This is a genomic window from Pseudomonas sp. BGI-2 (genome assembly GCF_004310295.1).
Lineage (GTDB): Bacteria > Pseudomonadota > Gammaproteobacteria > Pseudomonadales > Pseudomonadaceae > Aquipseudomonas.
Window position 1 is genome coordinate 40,966 of record NZ_SISB01000025.1, and the last position, 15,234, is coordinate 56,199.

The following is a 15,234-nucleotide window of genomic DNA, read 5'->3' on the forward strand; positions in this document are numbered from 1 at the left end:
TGGTTTTACTGGCCTGATCGCGAGCAGGCCTGTCAGGCGCGGTCGATCGTGCGTCGGACCTTGTCCAACAGCTCATTAATCTGAAACGGCTTGATCAGCATGTCCATGCCTTCGCCCAGGAACACCTGACGGTTGAGTGCGTTCTCTGCGTAGCCGGTCATGAACAGAATCGGTAATCCTTCACGCCAACTCCGGGCAACATCGGCCAGTTCACGACCATTCATGCGCGGCAGGCCCACGTCGGTCAGCATCAGATCAATCGAGGGGTCGTTTTGCAGGCGCTCCAGGGCGCCTTCAATATCGCCCACTTGGGTGCAGCGGTAACCAGCATCCACCAACACTTCGGCAACGAACATGCGCACCGACGGCATGTCTTCGACAATCAACACATGCTCACCCAAGCCCTGTTGATCCAATGACGCCTGTTCCGATTCAGTGGTGGTCGGATCGGCACTGGCGGGCAGCATGATGGTCACTTCGGTGCCACGGCGGGCCACGCTGCGGATGTGCGCATCGCCACCCGATTGCCGGGCGAACCCGTAAATGCTCGACAACCCCAACCCGGTGCCCTGGCCCAGTGGCTTGGTGGTAAAAAACGGGTCGAACACCTTGTCGATCACATTGTGTTCGATGCCCGTCCCGTCATCGCGCACGGACAGTGCAACATACGCCCCGTCCGCCAGTTTCAGATCACCGCGTGAATACGCCGCGTAGGTGCTGACCCAGATATTCCCGCCCTGCGGCAGCGCATCGCGCGCGTTGATCACCAGGTTGAGTACGGCGCTTTCCAGCTGGATTGGGTCGACCAGGGCAATCGCGGCTTTGGAGGTCAGTTCGAGTTTCAGCGCAATGTGTTCGCCGATGGTGCGCGCCAGCAATTCTTCGAGGGAACGAATATGTTCGTTGATGTCCACCGGCCGGGTATTGAGCGGCTGCTGGCGGGCGAATGCCAGCAAGCGGTGGGTCAGGGAGGCGGCGCTCATGGCCGAGTTCAGCGCCGCTTCGGCATAGAACTGGACCTTGTCGGTACGCGAATCGGCCACCCGTTTCTGGATCAATTCCAGGCTGGTGATGATGCCGGTCAGCAGGTTGTTGAAGTCATGGGCGATGCCGCCGGTCAACTTGCCCAGTGCGTCCATTTTCTGCACTTGCAGCAACTGGCTCTCGGTGCGCACGCGCGCGGCGATCTCGTGTTCCAGTTGCAACGTGGTGTCGTCGAGCTGGGCCAGGTGCGAGCGTTCGCGATGGCGATGCTCGGTGACGTCCTCCACGAACACCAGGCTCAGTTCAGGGGTGCGATACGGAGAAATTTGCCACTCAGTTTCCCGCAGTTCCCCCTCGATCCGCATATTCAGCGTGCCTTTCCAGCGTTCACCCGCTGTCAGGCGCAGGCGCAGTTCATTGAGGATCGCTTGCTGTTGGTCGGCGAAGCATTCGCGCAAGGTGTCCGGGTCGCGGTTGTCCTGAATCAATCGGGAGAAGGCATGGTTGCATTCGTGGACTTTGAACTGGGCGTCCAGCACCGCGATGGGTGCCGAGACATTGACGAAAATCTCGCGAAAACGCGCCTCGCTTTCACGCAGGGCGTTTTCCGTATCACGTACCCGCAGCAGGGTGCGCAGGGTCGCCAGCAAAACGTCCGGGTCCACGGGATGGATCAGGTAGGCATCGGCCCCGGCGTCCAGGCCGGTGATGATGTCACCGGTCTGGATCGACGCCGCCGACACGTGAATTACCGGCAGCAACGCCGTGGCGGGTTCCGAGCGCAGTTTACGGACAATGTCGAAGCCGCTCATGTCGGGCAGATTGACGTCCAGAATCAACGCATCGATCAATTCGCTGTCGATCAGCGCCAGGCCGTCGCCGCCGGTCCCGGCCTCCAGCACGATGTAGCCGTGCGGCTCCAGGCGTCGGCGGAGGGCGTAGCGAGTGGCGACGTTGTCGTCGACGATCAACAGGCGAATGTCACGTTTCATCGGCAGGCTCCATGGCGATGGCCAGCGGGATGATCACGAAAAAGGTCGAACCGACCCCGGGAGTACTCTCGACCCCGACCTCGCCACCCAGTAGTTCGGCGAAGCGTTTGCACAAAGACAAGCCCAGACCGGTACCGCGCAAGCGTTTTTGCAGGGGCGAATCGACTTGGGAAAAGTCCTCGAACAATGCGCCATGTAGCTCGGCAGCGATACCTATTCCTGTATCGGTGACGGCAAAGCGTACCTGGCTGGCGCCTTCGAGGGAGGCCGAAACCCGCACTTCACCGCGGGTGGTGAATTTCAGCGAATTGGAAATGAAGTTGCGCAGGATCTGCGCCAGCTTCTTGTCATCGGTGTACAGGCGCGGCAGACCGACCGGTTCTTCGAAGATCAGGTCCACCGCCGAAGCGTCGACGATCGGGCGAAACATGCCGCGCAGGGCGGCGAACAAGTCGAACATGTCGAACCAGGCGGGCGAGATGGTGATACGCCCGGCCTCGATTTTCGCAAGGTCCAGCAAGTCGTCGACCATGTCGCTCAGCTCCCGCGCGGCGGTGCTGACGAACGCGACCTGCTTGTGTTGCTCGGGGCTCAGCGGGCCGTCGAGTTCATCGTTCAGCAGGCTGGCGATGCTCAGGATCGAGCCTAGCGGCGTGCGAAACTCGTGACTCATGTACGACAGGAAGCGGCTTTTGAGGTCCGACGCCTGACGCAGTTCTTCAGCCTGGGTGTCGAGCTCGGCATACAACGCGAGCACGCCCTGATTGGTTTCGTCGAGCTCTTCGCGCAGCGCTGCGGTTTCGTTCTGCAAGCGCTCGATCAGCGCCTGGGGTTCGTCGATCGGCGGCATGGGCGACTTAGCCATGGGCGGCCTCCAAAGCAACGACCAGTACCGTCACATCGTCCCGGCCGCGACAGAAATCGCGATGCAGGACTGCGGCTATCACGGCGGGATGTCGGTGCACCAGGCCGGGGTAGTCGTTCAAATTCCAACGGGACTGCAGGCCGTCGCTGTACATGATCAATAGATGTCCGTTCACGTGAGCATAGTCAAAAGGCTGGGCTTTCCGGTATTGCCCGCCGACGATGCCCGGATGGGACGCCAGGCCACGGGACTTGTCCAGGCTGATCAGACAGCCACCGATGTTGCCGATGCCGATGAATCTGAGTGAGCCGTGGTGGCCGTCAAACTGCGCGATCGCCAGGGCGCCGCCACGGGTGCCGATCATGGCTCGGTGAATGTCTTCGAGCAGGAACACCGGCAAGGCAAACGGTGCCACGGCGAAGGCTTTTTCGCCGGCGCGGGCGGCGCGTTCGGCTTCTTCGCCATGGCCCAGGCCGTCGATCACCAAGGCGCTGAGGTTCGCCCCGTCAAACGCCAGGTGCCAGACGTCCCCACACGCCGGGTCGTCGTGCAGCGAGTGCTGGCTGATGCCGATGCGCAAGTCCGCTGCCTTGCTGGCGCGTGGATACAAGCGGGCCAACAACACGGTACCGCGTGAGTCGGTGTAAACATCAAAGACCTCCGTCTGGCGCGACACCGCACCGAGGCCTATGCCCTGAGTGCCTCCCGTGGAAAACCCGTCAGCCATGCACGCCTGCAAGTCAAAGCCGTGGGCACGGTCCACCGCGAGCATCTCGATGCCGCTGGCGCTTTTACCGGGCAGGATTCGCAAGTGCAATTCGCCCCGGGCTGCGTGCTTGAGTACGTTGCTGGCCAATTCAGTGGCCACCAGCGCCACGCGGCCAGCGTCCGTCGCGTCGAAACCGTGGTCTTCGGCGAGCTTCTGCGCAGTGCGCCGGGCAAAGCCGATCTGGCTGCTGTCCTCGATCAACAGCACTTGGGTCATCGCCCCCCCGATGTTCATGTCCATCGGGTGATCGTTATGCGAGTGCCTTTGCCGGGTTCGGTGTCCAGTTCGAACTCGTCCACCAACCGTTTCGCCCCGGTCAAGCCAAGACCCAGACCGCTGCCGGAGGTCCAGCCGTCGGTCATGGCCAGTTTGATGTCCGGGATGCCAGGGCCTTCATCGCGAAACGTCAGGCGCAAGCCGACCCTCGAATTCTCGTCGAGGATCTGCCAGTCCATGTCGCCACCGCCGCCATAGACCATGGTGTTGCGCGCCAGCTCGCTGACGGCAGTCACCAGCTTGGTCAGGTCGATCAGGCGCATGCCGCACTCGGTGGCCAGCTTGCGCGCAGTCTGCCGGGCCAGGACCACGTCCTGCTCGATCTGGATTGGCTGAGTGCCGCTGCTGCGCAGGGTCATTGCTTGAGTACTCGTTCCTGAAGCCGTTTCATCCCGCGTTCGACGTTCAGCGCGGTGCTGACACCGGGCAGGGTCAGGCCGAGCTCGACCAGCGTAATCGCCACGGCGGGCTGCATGCCCACCAGCACGGTTTCAGCGTCCATGATTTTCGACAGCCCGGAAATCGTCCCGATCATCCGGCCAATAAACGAATCGACCATGTCCAGCGCGGAGATATCGATCAACACACCGCGCGCCGAGGTGTTGCTGATGCGCTCCGACAGATCGTCCTGCAGGGTCAAGGCAAGCTGGTCGTGCATGTCCACCTGAATGGTCACCAGCAGAAAATCGCCCATTTTCAGAATAGGAATGCGTTCCATCGGCTTATACCGTCTTGCTGACGGTGATTCCCAGACGGGTCAAAGCCAGTTTGAGGGCATCGGCCAAGTTGGCCTTGGTAACCACGCCTTGCAGGTCCAGCCCCAAGTGAACGATGGTCTGTGCAATCTGCGGACGCACACCGCTGATGATGCAATCGGCGCCCATCAGGCGAATCGCGGTCACGGTTTTGAGCAGGTGCTGCGCCACCAGGGTGTCGACCGTCGGCACGCCGGTGATGTCGATGATGGCAATTTCCGAACCGGTATCGACGATCCGTTGCAGCAGCGATTCCATCACCACCTGGGTGCGTTGCGAGTCCAGGGTGCCGATCATCGGCAGGGCGAGTACACCGTCCCAGAGCTTGACCACCGGGGTGGAGAGCTCCAGCAATTCTTCCTGCTGACGCTTGATCACCGCTTCGCGGGATTTCTGAAAGGTACGGATGGTGTGCATGCCCAGCGCATCGAGCAGCTCGGACACTTCCCAGAGCTGTTCGGCCAATACAGCCGGATTGTCGTTGTAGTGAGATTGCAGCAAGGAAAACAGCGGACCTTTCAGCGAGAAAATGAAGCTGGCGGTCTGGTGGGAATCCTGACCGAGCTGGGCGCGGCTGTGGGAGAGTTTTTCGAGGAATTGGCGAACTTCGTCCCAGCCCGGCGCGGCGATGTTCGGGCCGTTGCCGTTTTCCAGGCCCGTGACCACCAGTTGCAGAAACTCCGAGGTCTGCTGCTTCAGTTCGTGGTCCTTGAGGTTACGGTTGGCACCACTGGCTTCCAGGCTAGTGACCCAATCGCCAAGCAATTGCGCGTGGTTGTTCTTCATCGCGTCGAGTGTGCTGATTTGCATTGCTGCCATGTCCTTGTGCTCCTGAAATTTGACGGGCCGATTCCCCAGAAAACAACGGGCCCGAGTCAGTGACATTTGCGGTATGAAATAGTTAGTCAGTCAGGCGGGATATTTTGCATCCTGGTCAGTACTTGCCCGATAACTCTAGTCGGCACAGCCGTCGACGACGATTTTTGACCTTGATCCTGCCGGGTGCCTGTCCTTTGCATTGAACCCCTGTCCGCGGTTGGCTTCGAACCTTCAAGGCCCCGGCTTTTTGTGTCGTGGGCTTGCCGTCACGAGCGAGGTACGTATGAAAGACGAATCGACACAACGACAGGAACAATCGGGGGCGCCGGTTGACCGCAATGACCCGGCGATTGATCCGCAGACCCCGGGTGTAGGCGCGCCGGCTGGTCAGCGTCAAAGCCAATCCACCGACTCGCCAAGCGCCGATGCAGCGGTGGATCAGAAGAACCATCACACCGACAACGACAATGAGTTCAGCCCTGGTTTCAAACCGACGCCAGACCGGCCAAAACCCGGCGAAGATACGGATGCCGACATCGATACGGATGGCGGCTAGTCCCGTCAGGCTAAAAAAAGAAGGCCGCATCAAACGATGCGGCCTTCTTTTTGAACATTATTTGCTGGGATGGGCGGCCTGGAGTTTTTTCGCCATATCCAGATGTTTTTCCAAGGCTGGCAACATTTTTTGTGCGAAGCCTTTCAGGTCGGTGGCGCCTTTGACCTTGTCGTCCGTCACCGTGTTAGCCTGTTTTTTGAACAGCTCGATGGTTTCTTCGTGGGCCTTCACCTGGTTATTGGCATAGGCCGCGTCGAAGGATTCGTCGCGCATGTCGAGGATTTTTTCCTTGGCCTGCTTGACCAGCGTCGTGTCGTCCGGAACCTCGATGTCGTTCTTTTTGGCCAGCGCAGTCAATTCCTTATAAGCCTTGGTGTGGTCGGTGATCATCATATTGGCGAATGCCTTGATGTCCGCCGATGAGCTTTTTTCCAGGGCCAGTTTGCTGGTTTCGACTTCGGCGATGCCGCCTGCGGCGGCGTTATCGACAAAGTCATTGGAAGTGGCGGCAAAAGCGGTGCCCATGCTGGTGCTCAAGGCTACGGCCAGGGCGAGGTGGCGCAGGGTGAATCCGTCCATTGGTCATTCTCCACACAGGATTTTGGTCAGCGATCGAGATGATCGTTATTCAGTGGAGGCGGGCGCTCGGGCAAAGGTTTTATCGGGATTGCGCCAGGACGACGAACGGACACCGCTGGTCTGATAGGCGGTCGACAGAACCCGCTTACCGAGGCCATTCTGATAGTTGGTGAACGCAATCGATCGCGTTTGCTACCCGAAAAACAAACGGAGGTGTTCCATGCCGGTGCCACACGATATTTGTCAGGACCTGAAACTTTCAAAGGAAGATATCCAGCAAAAACGCTCCAAGGATTCTCGACTGGACTCATTGCTTAACCAGTATTCGCAAGCGGACGCCGAGGTGGTAAAGGCTGAAACCGCACAATCGGATGCGCCCAGCGATGACGCACTGAAGAAACTCAAGGAGAAGCGCGTGCAGGTCAAGAATCAGATCGTTGAACGGCTCCAGACGCCATCCTGACGCGCTTGCCAGCTCACCGACAATCGGTGACTGAAAAATTGGAACGGTGATCAAAATCGGCACCTCGAAAGATCAGAGTCCGACCTTTTCGACTCGCTGCGAGGTGCCTTATGACCGAACCCAAATTTCCCAGTGAAGAGCAGGGCGGGTTTGACCCGATTCCGACTCATCCTGAACCGTTAAGCCCCGGCCGCACAGCGGTGAACCCCGAGGATGAGCCGGGCATCGACGAATTGCCAGACAACGAAGGTGTGCGCCCGCTGGATGAGGACGACTCCACCTCGATGGACCCGGAACGGGTGCGTGAAGAAACGGACCACGCCGTACGCGATAACCAAATGGATCCCCGCTAACCCAACTTCACACAGATCCCCTGTAGGAGCGAGCGGTGCGGCGATCCGACTTGCCCGCGAAGAGGCCTTCACATTCAATATTGATATCGACTGAATAGACGCCTTCGCGGGCAAGCCTCGCTCCTACAGTTGATTTTCGTTATTTTTGGAGGGCGATGGTGAGGGGGAGGCGCGCCATGTTCATTGCTTTCAGCGAGCCCAGATACAACCAGTCCCCATACTCGCGCACCGTGGTAATCGGCGAGTAATTGCCGGTACTAGCATCCTGCAGGTTGGCAATCACCTTGCCGTCGAGGTCCAGACCCAGCGCAAAGGCGCGCTTTTCAACGGGTTCGGGCAGCACCGTCATTGCCCGTACGATCATCTTGCGCACGAACGGGTGCGGCGCGGTGGCGTCGAGCAGTGCATTGCGCGGTGCGTAGAGCGCCACCCAGAAGCGGTCGCGGCCATTGAAGGCGAGGTTGTCCGGCAGCCCGGGCAGATTGTCGATAAACACGTCGTGGGTGCCGGCTTTCGGCCCGCTCAACCAAAAGCGGCTGATGCGGTAAGCACCGGTTTCATTGACCAGCACAAAACTATCGTCCGGCCCCAGCGTCACGCCGTTGGCAAACTCGAGCTTGTCCAGCAACACTGTGGTCTTGCCCGTCTGGAAGTCATAGCGCAACAAACGGCCGTCACCACCGTGCTCGATGATCGCCTCGCCATCCTTGCCATAGCCCCAGCGGCTGGAGGCGTCGCTGAAGTAGGCGTAGTGCCCGGACTTGTCGATGGCCACATCATCGGTAAAACCGAAGGGCACGTCGCCGGCCGCAGTGGTCAGCGGAATCAACCGACCCTGGGCATCTAGGGACAGCAAACCTTTGACGCCGTCAGCGATCACCAGCAATCCATTCGGGTGGCGTGCCAGGCCCAGCGGCCTGCCGCCGGTATCGGCCAGTACTTTGGTGTCCTTGCCGTCGAGGCTGGTGCGGATCAGCCGACCATCGTGCAGCCCGGTGATGAGCACGTTGTCTTCCAGTAACAGCGCCTCGGGCCCTTCGATGTCCGCCGGGCCGACACGCTCCACCCCTTTGAGACGCTGATTGTCGGCATACACGCCGCTGGTGAGGGAAGGCGCCGGCGGCGGTGTCCAGGCCACAGGTCGAACCTTGGTCGGGAACAACAGCAGAAACGCGCCCAAGGCAATAATCAGCAATAGCAGCAGATTGCGAAACCTGAAGGCTCTTCTCACACGCTGACTCCTGCCGGGGTCAGGTGTTTTTGCGCCATCTCGCGCAACGCCAGCATCGACGCTGCGGATTCGCGTTCGATGCGCCGCTTGAGCAGCAATTTATTGGTGATACGCATCGCCAGGCCACTGAATTGATACTCCAGTGTGCGCACGAAGCGTGTGCCTTCACCCTGCGACTCGCATTCGTAGGTTACGACCAGCGACAACCCATGATCACCGCGCGCCCAGGCACTCCAGCGCCGTCCTGGCAGGTATTCGTTGACCTCCCAGCTCAAGTGTCCCGTACGCCCGCCGGCACTGATGTCCTCCTCGAACCGCTGGCCGGCATGCAGCGGGCCACCTTGCCCCTGGACCTTGAGGGAGGACGGATGCCACTCCGGCCAACGGGTGACGGTACTGGCATAGGCGAGCACGTCAATCGGATTTCCAGCGATAGCGATCTGGTGCTGCATGCGGGTCATGGTCGTTCTCGTCAGGGGCAGGGGGTCATGTTCCGGCTCCCAGTACAGGGTGCCGAACAGGTAGTCCATCAGCGGAAAAACGATATTGAAATTGCGTTCCTGCATCAGCTCGCGGCGGTGATGCAGCTCATGCAGGCGGCGCATCTGGCGGATCCACGGCAGACGCGTGACCGGGTTTTCGGGGGGCAAGTGCTCGCAGGCATGAAACACCTCATACGTCAGGTAGCCGAGGACCAGACAGCCGCCGAATAGTCCGGCGACGTTGGCATCGACCTGCTTGAGCAGCCACCAGAGGGGCAGGGTGATGGCGACGGTGTGTAACACGATCAGCCAGGCCGGGAACAGAATCACCCGCCAGTCCCGGGCGCTGTCGTAGGTCATGTGGCCTGGGGCGAAAAAGCTGTGATGGTCGCCGGCATGGCGGGCGTAGAACATCCGCGCGAAGCTCTTTTTGTGATGTCCCAGATGCCGGTGCACCATGTACACGCCGAAGTTGAAGAACAACAGCGTCAGTGGCACCGCCAGCCATTCCAGCGGTTGGACCTGATGCACGGTGCTCCAGAATCCGCCGATGGCCAGCAATCCGAACAGCAGCACGAAGGCGCCGTGCAGCCATGGGTTGTAGCGGGGATGAATGTCAGCGCGATAGCGGCTGCGGAATGCCTGGGTGGTCTGCCTCACTGCGGTCACCTCTGGTTATTGTTATAACCAGCAGATTAGCTGATCTGCCCGCTTAGGCTTGAGCAAACCTGGATGGCACAAGTGCCATGATCCGGTGTATTCAGGTCAGCGGGTTCCAGCGCTGGGACCAGTCGTCGTCGGTCTTGATCACTTCACGCAACAGATCGAAGGCCCGTTGCAGGGTCGCCGAGTCGCGATCGCGCGAATAAACCAGGTAGGTCGGGTAACTGAATTCCGGGGCTTTGGGCACGGGCTCCAGCACGCCGCTTTCCAGGTAGCTCTGGACCACGCGGGTACGGAAGTAGCCGCTGCCGCCGTTTTCCAGGATGTATTGCAGGGCCAGTGGCCCAAGGTTGAAGCTCAGGGCTGCCTTGGCTTTTTCCGGCAGGGCGGCATCGTGCTGGCGGCGAAAGTCCGGGCCCCAGTCGATGTACACGTAAGGATCGGGCCGCCCGGCGAGGCGTACGAGGATGAGTTTTTCTTCGAGGATCTGCTCGACTTGCAGACGCGGCCAGTACTCAGGCTGATAGACCAGCGCCGCGTCCAGCACCCCCAGTTCCAGTTGGCGCAACAGGTTTTCGCCGTCACGGATTTCCATGCGCAGGGCGTGGCTGGGAATCTTCTCGCGCAGTTCACCGGCCCAACTGAGCATCAGCGGATTGCACAGGCTGACTTCGCCGCCGATGTGCAGCACGTCGCGATAACCCTCGGGCAACGGCAAGTCTCGACGCGCGGCTTCCCAGGTCTCGACCAGTTGATTGGCGTACACCACAAAAGCCTCACCATTGGGCGTCAGACGCGCACCGGCGCGGTTGCGCACAAATAACGTGCTGCCCAGCTGGCTCTCGAGTTTTTGCACGCGCGCCGTGATTGCGGTCTGGGTGACGTGGAGTTTTTCGGCGGCGGCGGCAAGGCTGCCGTGGCGGACAATTTCCAGAAAGGTGCGAGCGAGATCGATGTCCATGGGGCGGCCGGTGCGGGAAGTGCGGGCATTGTAAACGGATACGAGAGGACCGGCTTATGTAGCCGCTGGCGAAGCCCTGTGGGAGCGAGCTTGCTCGCGAAGGCGGTTTTTCAGTCACATCATTGTTGAATGTGCCGCCGCTATCGCGAGCAAGCTCGCTCCCACAGGGGATTATGAAACACCGGGTGAAGTGGAGTTTTCAGCGGCGGCGGCAAGGCGGCCCGTGGCTTATGTAGCAGTGGCCAAAGGCTGCGTCCGACTGCGCTGCCGTGCCCACTGCGCCACCAGCCGCACCGGGGTGCCACAGGCCTTGCGCTTGAACACAAAATGACGGCACTTCTCGGCGAACTGTTTGCGGTTGTGCACCATGTCCAGTTCCATCTCCTCCAGTTCGGCATTTCTGCAGTGCTGAATGACTTGGGTGTCGAACCGGTCCTTGCGCTCGCGCACAGCGGTATACGCCGGATCGGTCAGCGCATTGCCCGCCCGTTGCAACAACCACAGGCCAAACGCCTCCGGGCAGCGTGGGCCGATTTCTTGAACCATGCCCAGTTGCATCGCCTGGGTCGCGCTGACCGGCAGGCATTCCTCGCAGAGTTTTTCCGCCATCTGCGGGCCGACGGCGCGGGGCAGGCTGTAGGTCCAGTACTCAGAGCCATACAGCCCCATGGTTTTGTAGTGCGGGTTGAGCACGATATCCGCGCGGGCGAAGACAAGGTCTGCGGCCAGCGCCAGCATCACGCCGCCGGCCCCGGCACTACCCGTCAGGCCGCTGACCACCAGTTGCCGGGCGCTGAGCAATTCCGCGCAGACGTCGTCGATCGCCTGGATGTTGGCCCAGGCCTCAAGCTCCGGCGCCTTGGCGGCCTGGATCACGTTGAGGTGCACGCCGTTGGAGAAACTGCCGCGCCCACCCTTGATCAGCAGCACCTGGGTGTCTCGGGATTTGGCCCAGCGCAGCGCGTTCAACAGTCGCTGGCATTGCTCAGTGCTCATGGCGCCGTTGTAAAACTCGAAGGTCAGCTCGCCGACATGCCCCGACTCACGGTAGCGGATCGGTTGATAGGTTTCGGTGTCAGGGGTTGAGGCGATCGATCCCTGGAGAATGGGCACGTCACTCAACTGTGCAGCGAGTACATGCCGGGCCGGACGTTTGAAGGTTTCTTCGCCGGGCCGGGGTTTGCGTCGCAACGAACCGATCCACACACTGCGATCGCCGGTGGCGACCAGTACCGCGTCGTCTCGTACCGCCAGAATTTCTCCAGGTGTGCCGCAGCGTGAATCCAGATGGGCGTCGTACACGTAATACTGACCACCCGCCAGGCTCGCCAAAACACCGGGCTGACCGTCGGCGGCGTCGATGCAGCGTTTGATGAAGCGTGAGCAGTCATGCCAGCTGAAGGTCCGATCATCCTGCTTCATGTTCGGCTGCAAGCGGCCCACTACTCGAGGATGGTTATAGTTCACCGGTACTGGCGCATAACCGTCGATGAATTTGTCCACGACATCACGAATGCAGCGGATCGCCGCATCGCTGACCGGGCCGTTATACAGTTCGGATTTGCGCAGGCCCTGGGGCAGGTTGAAATCGCAGGTGGACCAGACCGGCCCGGCGTCCATTTCTTCCACGGCTTGCAGCGCAGTGACACCCCAATGGGTCAGCTCCCGGGTAATGGCCCAGTCCAGTGCGCTGGCGCCACGGTCACCGACAATGCCCGGATGAATAATCACAACAGGGCGTTCACGGTTGCTCCACAATTGTTGCGGCACCCGGTCCTTGAGGAACGGGCAGATCACCAGGTCGGCGCCAGACTGTTCAATCTGCTCGCAGACTGTTTTTTCGTCGGTGAATAGCACTACGCTGGGGCAATGCCCCATCTGGCGCAACTCCAGCCAAGCCCTTTGGCTCAGGCCATTGAATGCCGATGACAACAGAATAATGTTGAGTGGTCGCATGTTTGTCTCTTCCTTGAAAATGGCCGGCCATCGGCCTCGAATGAGCCTTCATTGGCTTTCGATGAAAGTTATCGTGCGGGATTTACAGGCGCGGGAAGTTGACGTGGGTCAAACCATTCCTGCGTGTCTGGTATTGAAAGAGTAGAACTAATGCCCTCGTACTGGCACCTGTAAGAACTAACAGTTTATTAGACGAGTTTGCGATGGCGATGGTAGTGAACGAAGGGGGTGGATTGGTTCATAACTGTTGTTACAGCGTGAAATTTTTGCCCGACGCAAATCCCCTGTAGGAGCGAGCCTGCTCGCGAAGGCGTAGTGCCAGTCGACATCAATGTTGAATGACAAATGGCCTCCGCGAGCAAGCTCGCTCCCACAGTTAATCGGCGGTGTTGGTGAGGTCTTTGTTTAAAACGCGAAACACGAGCAGCCAAACGCCCCCCAGAATCCCTGAAAGTCACTGACCGGCGCTGACGACAATCGCGCTCGCTCATGACTGTGCGCATGCACCGCACACGCGCCGACGCATTGATGCACCTGTGCCGTCAGTGGCGCCAGGGGTTTCCAGTGGCCCGGCACCTTGGTGACGGGCGACCATTCAGGCACCACAGGCACCGGCGGCGGCCCGAGTTTTTCGAACTCGACGGCGCCATAGACGATCTTCCCGTCAACGATGGTCAACACCGACTCGATCCATTTGACCGCTTCATCGTCGATGTGGAAGTAGTCCGCCGACAGCGCAATCAGGTCCGCCAGTTGCCCGACTTTGATCTGGCCTTTCTTGCCTTGTTCGGAGGAAAACCAAGCGCTGCCGTGGGTGAACAGTTCCAGCGCCGTATCGCGGCTCAAGCCTTGCGGGTACAGCTCCAATCCACCGACGGTGCGGCCGCTGACCAGCCAGTACATCGAGGTCCACGGGTTGTAGCTGGAGACTCGCGTGGCGTCGGTGCCGGCGCCCACCGGAATGCCTTCGGCCAACATGCGCGCAATCGGAGGCGTGTGTTCGGCGGCTTTGGCGCCATAGCGATCGACGAAGTATTCACCCTGAAAGGCCATGCGATCCTGGATGGCGATACCGCCGCCCAAGGCTTTCACCCGCTCAATGTTCTGCGGGGTGATGGTTTCCGCATGATCGAAAAACCATGGCAAGCCGTCGAACGGAATGTCGCGATTGACCTTCTCGAACACATTGAGCATTCGGCTGATCGATTCGTTGTAAGTGGCGTGGAGGCGGAATGGCCAGCGTTGTTCCACCAGATGGCGAACCACCGGTTCCAACTCTTGTTCCATGGTTTGCGGCAGGTCCGGGCGTGGTTCGAGGAAGTCTTCGAAGTCTGCCGCCGAGAACACCAGCATTTCCCCGGCACCGTTGTGCCGCAGGAAGTCGTCGCCCTGGCCGTAATGGGAAGTGCTGGTCCAATTCTTGAAATCGGTCAGCTCTTCCTTGGGTTTTTGCGTGAACAAGTTGTAGGCGATGCGCACAGTGAGCTGTTGGTCTTTGGCCAGTTGCTGAATGACCTGATAGTCGTCCGGGTAGTTCTGATAACCGCCGCCGGCGTCGATGGCGCTGGTCACGCCGAGGCGGTTGAGTTCGCGCATGAATTGGCGGGTCGAGTTGACCTGATACTCCAGCGGCAACTTCGGACCCTTGGCCAGGGTCGAGTAGAGAATCATCGCGTTCGGGCGGGCGATCAGCATGCCGGTGGGATCGCCGTTGGCATCACGCTGGATTTCTCCGCCCGGCGGATTCGGCGTGTCACGGGTATAACCGACCACTTTCAGCGCGGCGCGGTTGAGCAGGGCGCGGTCGTAGAGGTGCAGCACGAACACCGGCGTATCCGGCGCAGCCTTGTTCAGTTCATCAATCGTCGGCAGGCGTTTCTCGGCGAACTGGAATTCGTTCCAGCCACCGACCACCCGCACCCATTGTGGCGTGGGCGTGCGATCAGCCTGGTCCTTGAGCATGCGCAAGGCATCGACCAGCGACGGCACACCTTCCCAGCGCAGTTCGAGGTTGTAATTCAGGCCGCCGCGGATCAGGTGCAGGTGCGAGTCGTTGAGGCCGGGAATCACCGTGCGGCCATGCAAGTCGATGATTTGTGTGCCGGGGCCTTGCAGGGCCATGGCCTGGGCGTCGCTGCCGACCACCACGAAGCGCCCGTCCTTGATCGCGACGGCGCTGGCCTGGGGTTTCTTGCGATCGACGGTGTGCAGGCGTCCGTTGTACAGAATGAGGTCGGCCGGGGTATCGGGCATGGTTTTACTCCCTGCGATGAGAGGGCTGATCCAGGCACCGACGGCGCCTGCCGAAAGGCCTTGCAGTACATGTCGGCGGTTGAAACCTTCGTGGTCGTCAGGTGGGCTCATGGGCAGTGCTCCGCGCAATTCATTTGGGAGGCAAGCAGCCGATGTCTGACGCATGCGGCCAGAAGGAATATAGACGGCAAATCCACAGGTAGCCGTTTTCCGGGGGCGGAAAACGACGAATCCCGCCTCGAGGGGCGGGATTCGTGTGCAACCAGGAAGGTTTCCG

The 15,234-nt window shown here is 60.2% G+C and carries 15 protein-coding genes; 3 read left to right on the plus strand and 12 right to left on the minus strand.

Going from position 1 to position 15,234, the window contains the following annotated elements:
* Positions 1–32: 32 nt before the first annotated feature.
* Genes EYC95_RS17685 through EYC95_RS17710 form a run of 6 tightly spaced genes read right to left on the minus strand, consistent with a single transcriptional unit; the run spans position 33 to position 5,460 of the window.
* A complete protein-coding gene (locus EYC95_RS17685; protein WP_131061514.1) occupies positions 33–1,976 on the minus strand; it encodes a response regulator in 1,944 nt (647 codons plus the stop codon).
* Positions 1,966–2,841 carry a sensor histidine kinase KdpD gene (locus EYC95_RS17690; protein WP_131061515.1) on the minus strand — a complete coding sequence of 292 codons (876 nt, stop codon included), beginning with the start codon at positions 2,839–2,841 and terminating at the stop codon, positions 1,966–1,968. Before EYC95_RS17690 ends, EYC95_RS17685 begins: the two co-directional genes overlap by 11 nt.
* Positions 2,834–3,844, minus strand: a complete 1,011-nt coding sequence (locus tag EYC95_RS17695; protein WP_131061559.1) for an ATP-binding protein — start codon at positions 3,842–3,844, stop codon at positions 2,834–2,836. Before EYC95_RS17695 ends, EYC95_RS17690 begins: the two co-directional genes overlap by 8 nt.
* Positions 3,841–4,245, minus strand: coding sequence for an anti-sigma regulatory factor (locus tag EYC95_RS17700; protein WP_131061516.1), 405 nt, complete (start codon positions 4,243–4,245; stop codon positions 3,841–3,843). Before EYC95_RS17700 ends, EYC95_RS17695 begins: the two co-directional genes overlap by 4 nt.
* On the minus strand, positions 4,242–4,604 hold the full coding sequence (locus EYC95_RS17705) for an STAS domain-containing protein (RefSeq protein WP_131061517.1): 363 nt from the start codon (positions 4,602–4,604) through the stop codon (positions 4,242–4,244). Before EYC95_RS17705 ends, EYC95_RS17700 begins: the two co-directional genes overlap by 4 nt.
* A 4-nt stretch (positions 4,605–4,608) precedes the next feature.
* The gene (locus tag EYC95_RS17710) at positions 4,609–5,460 is read right to left on the minus strand and encodes an STAS domain-containing protein (protein WP_131061518.1); all 852 of its coding nucleotides are present in this window, start codon (positions 5,458–5,460) and stop codon (positions 4,609–4,611) included.
* Between the two features lie 283 nt (positions 5,461–5,743).
* On the opposite strand from EYC95_RS17710, the gene EYC95_RS17715 reads away from it, so the two are divergent.
* Positions 5,744–6,016 carry a hypothetical protein gene (locus EYC95_RS17715; RefSeq protein WP_131061519.1) on the plus strand — a complete coding sequence of 91 codons (273 nt, stop codon included), beginning with the start codon at positions 5,744–5,746 and terminating at the stop codon, positions 6,014–6,016.
* 57 nt (positions 6,017–6,073) lie between these two features.
* Here the strand turns inward: EYC95_RS17715 and EYC95_RS17720 are convergent, their stop codons facing one another.
* A complete protein-coding gene (locus EYC95_RS17720) occupies positions 6,074–6,595 on the minus strand; it encodes a DUF4142 domain-containing protein (RefSeq protein ID WP_131061520.1) in 522 nt (173 codons plus the stop codon).
* 220 nt (positions 6,596–6,815) lie between these two features.
* On the opposite strand from EYC95_RS17720, the gene EYC95_RS17725 reads away from it, so the two are divergent.
* Together EYC95_RS17725 and EYC95_RS17730 are read left to right on the plus strand one after the other, a co-directional pair.
* Entirely contained in the window at positions 6,816–7,058 is a 243-nt protein-coding gene (locus tag EYC95_RS17725; RefSeq protein ID WP_131061521.1) for a DUF465 domain-containing protein, read from the plus strand.
* Between the two features lie 110 nt (positions 7,059–7,168).
* Positions 7,169–7,411, plus strand: a complete 243-nt coding sequence (locus EYC95_RS17730; RefSeq protein ID WP_131061522.1) for a hypothetical protein — start codon at positions 7,169–7,171, stop codon at positions 7,409–7,411.
* A 139-nt stretch (positions 7,412–7,550) separates the two neighbouring features.
* Here the strand turns inward: EYC95_RS17730 and EYC95_RS17735 are convergent, their stop codons facing one another.
* From EYC95_RS17735 to EYC95_RS17760, 5 genes are all read right to left on the minus strand, one after another.
* Positions 7,551–8,642 carry an SMP-30/gluconolactonase/LRE family protein gene (locus EYC95_RS17735; protein WP_131061523.1) on the minus strand — a complete coding sequence of 364 codons (1,092 nt, stop codon included), beginning with the start codon at positions 8,640–8,642 and terminating at the stop codon, positions 7,551–7,553.
* Positions 8,639–9,784: an SRPBCC family protein gene (locus EYC95_RS17740; protein ID WP_131061524.1), complete on the minus strand. Its 1,146-nt coding sequence runs from the start codon at positions 9,782–9,784 to the stop codon at positions 8,639–8,641. Before EYC95_RS17740 ends, EYC95_RS17735 begins: the two co-directional genes overlap by 4 nt.
* A 100-nt stretch (positions 9,785–9,884) precedes the next feature.
* On the minus strand, positions 9,885–10,748 hold the full coding sequence (locus EYC95_RS17745; protein ID WP_131061525.1) for a LysR family transcriptional regulator: 864 nt from the start codon (positions 10,746–10,748) through the stop codon (positions 9,885–9,887).
* A gap of 228 nt (positions 10,749–10,976) precedes the next feature.
* Positions 10,977–12,704 carry a hydrogenase maturation protein gene (locus EYC95_RS17750; RefSeq protein ID WP_131061526.1) on the minus strand — a complete coding sequence of 576 codons (1,728 nt, stop codon included), beginning with the start codon at positions 12,702–12,704 and terminating at the stop codon, positions 10,977–10,979.
* Between the two features lie 405 nt (positions 12,705–13,109).
* Complete coding sequence (locus EYC95_RS17760; protein ID WP_131061560.1) at positions 13,110–14,957, minus strand: amidohydrolase; 1,848 nt, start codon at positions 14,955–14,957, stop codon at positions 13,110–13,112.
* Positions 14,958–15,234: the final 277 nt, after the last annotated feature.

Bases quoted from the DNA above. Each gene is read 5' to 3' on its own strand.
- EYC95_RS17685 (WP_131061514.1), bottom strand. From the start codon at position 1,976: ATGAAACGTGACATTCGCCTGTTGATCGTCGACGACAACGTCGCCACT.
- EYC95_RS17690 (WP_131061515.1), bottom strand. From the start codon at position 2,841: ATGGCTAAGTCGCCCATGCCGCCGATCGACGAACCCCAGGCGCTGATC.
- EYC95_RS17695 (WP_131061559.1), bottom strand. From the start codon at position 3,844: ATGAACATCGGGGGGGCGATGACCCAAGTGCTGTTGATCGAGGACAGC.
- EYC95_RS17700 (WP_131061516.1), bottom strand. From the start codon at position 4,245: ATGACCCTGCGCAGCAGCGGCACTCAGCCAATCCAGATCGAGCAGGAC.
- EYC95_RS17705 (WP_131061517.1), bottom strand. From the start codon at position 4,604: ATGGAACGCATTCCTATTCTGAAAATGGGCGATTTTCTGCTGGTGACC.
- EYC95_RS17710 (WP_131061518.1), bottom strand. From the start codon at position 5,460: ATGGCAGCAATGCAAATCAGCACACTCGACGCGATGAAGAACAACCAC.
- EYC95_RS17715 (WP_131061519.1), top strand. From the start codon at position 5,744: ATGAAAGACGAATCGACACAACGACAGGAACAATCGGGGGCGCCGGTT.
- EYC95_RS17720 (WP_131061520.1), bottom strand. From the start codon at position 6,595: ATGGACGGATTCACCCTGCGCCACCTCGCCCTGGCCGTAGCCTTGAGC.
- EYC95_RS17725 (WP_131061521.1), top strand. From the start codon at position 6,816: ATGCCGGTGCCACACGATATTTGTCAGGACCTGAAACTTTCAAAGGAA.
- EYC95_RS17730 (WP_131061522.1), top strand. From the start codon at position 7,169: ATGACCGAACCCAAATTTCCCAGTGAAGAGCAGGGCGGGTTTGACCCG.
- EYC95_RS17745 (WP_131061525.1), bottom strand. From the start codon at position 10,748: ATGGACATCGATCTCGCTCGCACCTTTCTGGAAATTGTCCGCCACGGC.
- EYC95_RS17750 (WP_131061526.1), bottom strand. From the start codon at position 12,704: ATGCGACCACTCAACATTATTCTGTTGTCATCGGCATTCAATGGCCTG.
- EYC95_RS17760 (WP_131061560.1), bottom strand. From the start codon at position 14,957: ATGCCCGATACCCCGGCCGACCTCATTCTGTACAACGGACGCCTGCAC.